This window comes from Thauera linaloolentis 47Lol = DSM 12138, from assembly GCF_000310205.1.
Taxonomy (GTDB): domain Bacteria; phylum Pseudomonadota; class Gammaproteobacteria; order Burkholderiales; family Rhodocyclaceae; genus Thauera; species Thauera linaloolentis.
The window spans coordinates 1-4,196 of sequence record NZ_AMXE01000148.1; the positions used below are offsets into that span (position 1 = coordinate 1).

Consider the following 4,196-nt stretch of genomic DNA (forward strand, 5'->3'; position numbering starts at 1 on the left):
GCGCCCGGGGGCCGCGGTGAATGGCCCGGCCGCCGGCCGCGCACCACCGGCGGGGAGAGGGGCCGGCGCGCTCATGCCCGCCCCCGCCAGCGCAGCAGCCGTGTTTCCGCGCGCCGCAGGCCATAGTCCAGGCTGAAGCCAATCAGCCCGATCAGGGCGACGCAGACCAGCACCACGTCGAGCTGGAAGATCTGCCGGCTCCAGGTCATCAGGTAGCCGATGCCCTCCGCGGAGGCCATCACCTCCACCGCCACCAGCGCGACCCAGACGTGGGCGATGCCCTGGCGCACGCCGGTGGCGATGGCCGGCAGCGCGCCGGGCAGCACCACGCGACGGTACAGCGTCCAGCGGCTCAGCTTCATCACCCGCGCCACCTCGAGGTAGGCCGGCGGAATGTTGCGGATGCCGTCGGCGGTCACCAGCGCCAGCGGCACCACGCAGGCCTTGGTCATGATGAACAGCTTCAGGCTGTCCTCGATCCCCAGCACCATCATCAGCAGCGGGATCAGGGCGATCGACGGGATCTGCACCATGACGCGGAAGCTGGGCCCGATCCAGCTCTCGAACGCGGGAGAAGCGCCCAGCGCGGCACCGAGGGCCAGGCCCAGCACCAGTCCGAGTGCGGCGCCCTGGACGACCCGCCACAGGCTGATGAACAAGTGCTCGGCGATACCGCCGCCGTGCAGCAGGTCCAGGAAGCTGGCGAGCACCGCGCCGGGGCCGGGCAGGATGTTCGACGGCAGCAATTCGGCACTGCTGGCGTACCACCACAGCAGCAGCACCGACAGCGGGAAGACCGCGTACTGGAACGCTGCCGGCGCCGCCTGCCGCAGGCGTGCCAGGGCGGCCGCGAACGGGGCCGGGCCGGCGGCGAGCGCGAGGGGGGCCAGCGCCGCATCGCCCTGGCTCGATACCAGGCGCATGCCGCTGCCGAAGGCTCCGGCGGAATGCGGCCTGGCCGCGCCTTCTCCGCCCGTGTCGCCCGCGTCGCCGTGGAGGCGCGGCGGGCGTCTGCTCAGGGCCGTGCTCATCGGACGCGGCGCCGGGGGGTGGGGCGGGCGCTGTGGCATGGGAAGCAGGCGATGGCCGGATGGTTCATGGTTGTCCTCTGGGCGATGTGCCGGATAGGGTTGGCGGGATGTTGCTGACGAGGGACAACAGCAAATCCCGTACCACGCGCGTCCGTCGCCCGTTTGCTCGGATTCGGCGGGGTTTCCCGGCGCTGCGGGGCGCCTGCCGCGGACGCGGGCTGTTGCGTATTCAACAGCCCGCGGCGGATGTCTGGCCGCCGTGCAGCAGCGCGGCCGGGGGCGTTCAGGCGGCGTGGCGGGCCGGCCGGCCGCTGACTTCGGCGCCGGCATCCGGCGCCAGGCGCAGGAAGCGCAATGCAGCGACGAAGCCGATCAGGCCGATGGCGGCGAAGACGTTGCGGAAATCCGCCAGGACGGGCTGCTCGAGGCCATGCGCCGCCTGGGACAGCTTTACCAGCAGCGCGCCGGCGGCCACGCCGACGATCATCGCGACCTGCTGCAGCATGCTCGACAGCGTGGAGGCGGAACTGCGCTGCTGCGGCTCGGTGTCGGCGAAGGTGAGGGTGCTGAGCGCGGTGAGCTGCATCGAGCGGGTCAGCCCGGCCACGGCCAGCAGCGCGGCGACGGCCCATGCCGGCGTATCCGGCCGCAGCAGGCCGCAGGCAGCGATCGCCAGCGCGCCGAGCATGCCGTTGGCGACCAGCACGCGGCGGAAGCCGAAGCGGCGCAGCAGCGGCGTGGTGACCGTCTTCATGCCCAGGTTGCCGGCGAAGTAGGCCACGATCATCAGCCCTGCCTCCCACGAGCTGAGGCCGAAGCCGATCTGGAACAGCAGCGGCAGCAGGAAGGGCGTGGCGCTGATCACCATGCGGCAGAAGAAGCCGCCGCTCAACGTGGTCAGGGCGAAGGTCGGTGCGGTGAAAGGCGACAGATCCAGCAAGGGTTCGGCGGCGCGGCGGAAGTGGCGCAGCGCGGCCACCCCGAGCACGCTGCCGGCGACGCAGAAGGCCGCCGACAGGCCGAGGTCGGCGCCGGCATGGCCGATCGACTCCAGGCCGTGCAGCAACAGCACCATCGCCCCGGCGGAGAGCAGGAAGCCGCGGCCGTCGAAGCGCCGTGGCGCCTCGCCGTGCAGGTTGGGGATGAAGCGCAGCGCCAGCAGCAACCCCGCCAGCCCGATCGGCAGGTTGATCAGGAAATTCCAGCGCCACGAGGCGTAGGTGGTGATGAAGCCGCCCAGCACCGGGCCGAGCACCGGCGCGATCAGCGCCGGCCAGGTGAGCAGCGCGGTGGCCTGCAGCAGCCCGGCCTTGGGCGTGTTGCGCAGCACCACCAGGCGGCCCACCGGCGTCATCAGTGCGCCGCCCACGCCCTGCACGGCGCGGGCGGCGATGAAGGTCGGCAGGCTGTCGGCCAGGCCGCAGGCCAGCGAGGCGAGGCTGAAGACGACGATGGCGGCGGCGAACACGTTGCGGCTGCCGTAGCGGTCGGCGAGCCAGCCGCTGGCCGGGATGCAGGCCGCCACCGCCAGCATGTAGATGGTGATGCCGAAGCTGAGGTCGAGCGCCCGCACGCCGAAGGCGTCGGCCATCTGCGGCAGCGAGGTGCTGATGATGGTGCTGTCCAGCACCTGCATGAAGAAGGCGCCGGCAACGATGAGCGGGATGCGCCTGGGGAGGTCGGAAGCGGTCATGGGGCGGAGGGAGGTCTCGGTCGGGGGAGGGCGTCGGAGGGGGGTCGGGGGCGGGCACGCATCGCCCGGCCCGCCCTCACTTTTCTGCGGGAACGGCCGAATACAGGCCGGTGCGGCGGATGGCGGGCCCGGTGGCGAGCAGCAGCGTCCCGTAGGCCAGCGCGCAGCCGCCGACCAGCGCGCTCAGCGTCGCCCAATGCGCTGCCTGGGCGATCAGGAAGGCGCCCACCGACGGCCCGGTGCGGAAGATCAGGCCGTACAGCGCCACCACCCGGCCGCGCAGCGCCGGCGCGCTCTGCAACTGGCACAGCGACTGCATGGCGATGTTGCACACCACATGGAACAGGCCGGCGGCGACCATGGCCGGCAGGGCGATGGCCAGCGCGGTGCTGGCGGTGAATGCGAGCAGCGATGCGGCCAGGCCGAGCCCGGTGACGAGCACGCTGCGCGCCAGCGCGCGGCTGCTGCGCGCGCGCAGCATGATCAGCGCGCCCAGCAGGGCGCCCAGGCCCTGGGCGCTCATCAGCATCGACAGGACCTCGGGGCCGCCGCCGAAGACCTCGCCGGCGAAGGCGGGGAACAGCTCGGAGAACGGCCGCGCCAGCAGCGAGAAGGCGAGGGCGAGGAAGATCACCGCGCCGATCTCCGGCGTGCGCAGCACATAGCGGAAGCCCTCGGCCACGTCGCCGGCCAGCGCCGCGCCGCGTGCCAGCGGCGGGCGGTCGATCCATCGCCGCAGGTGGAACACCACGCCGAGGATGGCGAGGAAGGAGATCGCGTTGAGCGCGAACACCAGCGCCACCGAACCGAAATGCATGGCCACGCCGGCGCCGGCCGGCCCCAGGCTGCGTGCCACCGCCACCGCGATCGAGTTGGCGGCGATCGCCTGCGACAAGCGTTCGCGCGGTGCCAGCAGGCCGTTGAGCAGCATCCGCACCGGCTGGTTGAAGCCCTGCAGCGTGGATTCGGCGACCGCGAACAGCAGCAGGCCGTACATGTTCACCATGCCGCTGGCGGTGGCTGCGCACAGCAGCAGGGCGAGCAGCAGCGTCAGCGTCTGGGTGAGGCAGAACAGGCGGTAGGGGTTGCTGCGGTCGGCGACCGCGCCGGCCAGCGGCGCCACCCACAGCGCGGCGATCAGGTCGGCCATGGCGATGGTGCCGACCCAGGCCACCGAATGGGTCAGCTCCCAGGTGAGCCAGCCGACCCCGGTCTTCTGTGCCCAGGCGCCGATCGAGGAGATGCCGTGGCCGACGGTGAACAGGACGAAATGGCGCGACGGCGGTTCGGCCGTGGCGGGAAGGGGCGGAGGGGCTGTGCTCACTGGACTGCCCTCCGGTCGCTGGTGCGACCACCTCTCCATGGGAGGTGCGCGCCGCCTTCGGGCGGCCGGGCGACGGCGCTCATGTGCCTGCGCCCGCCGTGAGCGGACCGGGGGCGGGGCGCGGCATCGCGAGGCGGCGCGGCGGACG

Annotated in this window: 3 protein-coding genes; all 3 read right to left on the bottom strand. The window is 72.6% G+C overall.

Annotated features, from left to right (window positions below; genetic code table 11):
- Positions 1–71: 71 nt before the first annotated feature.
- The 3 genes from C666_RS18655 to C666_RS18665 all read right to left on the bottom strand — a co-directional run bounded on the left by C666_RS18655 (position 72) and on the right by C666_RS18665 (position 4,048).
- A complete protein-coding gene (locus C666_RS18655; protein WP_004348356.1) occupies positions 72–1,031 on the bottom strand; it encodes an ABC transporter permease in 960 nt (319 codons plus the stop codon).
- 283 nt (positions 1,032–1,314) lie between these two features.
- A complete protein-coding gene (locus tag C666_RS18660; protein ID WP_004348359.1) occupies positions 1,315–2,724 on the bottom strand; it encodes an MFS transporter in 1,410 nt (469 codons plus the stop codon).
- A gap of 76 nt (positions 2,725–2,800) precedes the next feature.
- On the bottom strand, positions 2,801–4,048 hold the full coding sequence (locus tag C666_RS18665) for an MFS transporter (protein ID WP_004348361.1): 1,248 nt from the start codon (positions 4,046–4,048) through the stop codon (positions 2,801–2,803).
- Between the last annotated feature and the right edge of the window lie 148 nt (positions 4,049–4,196).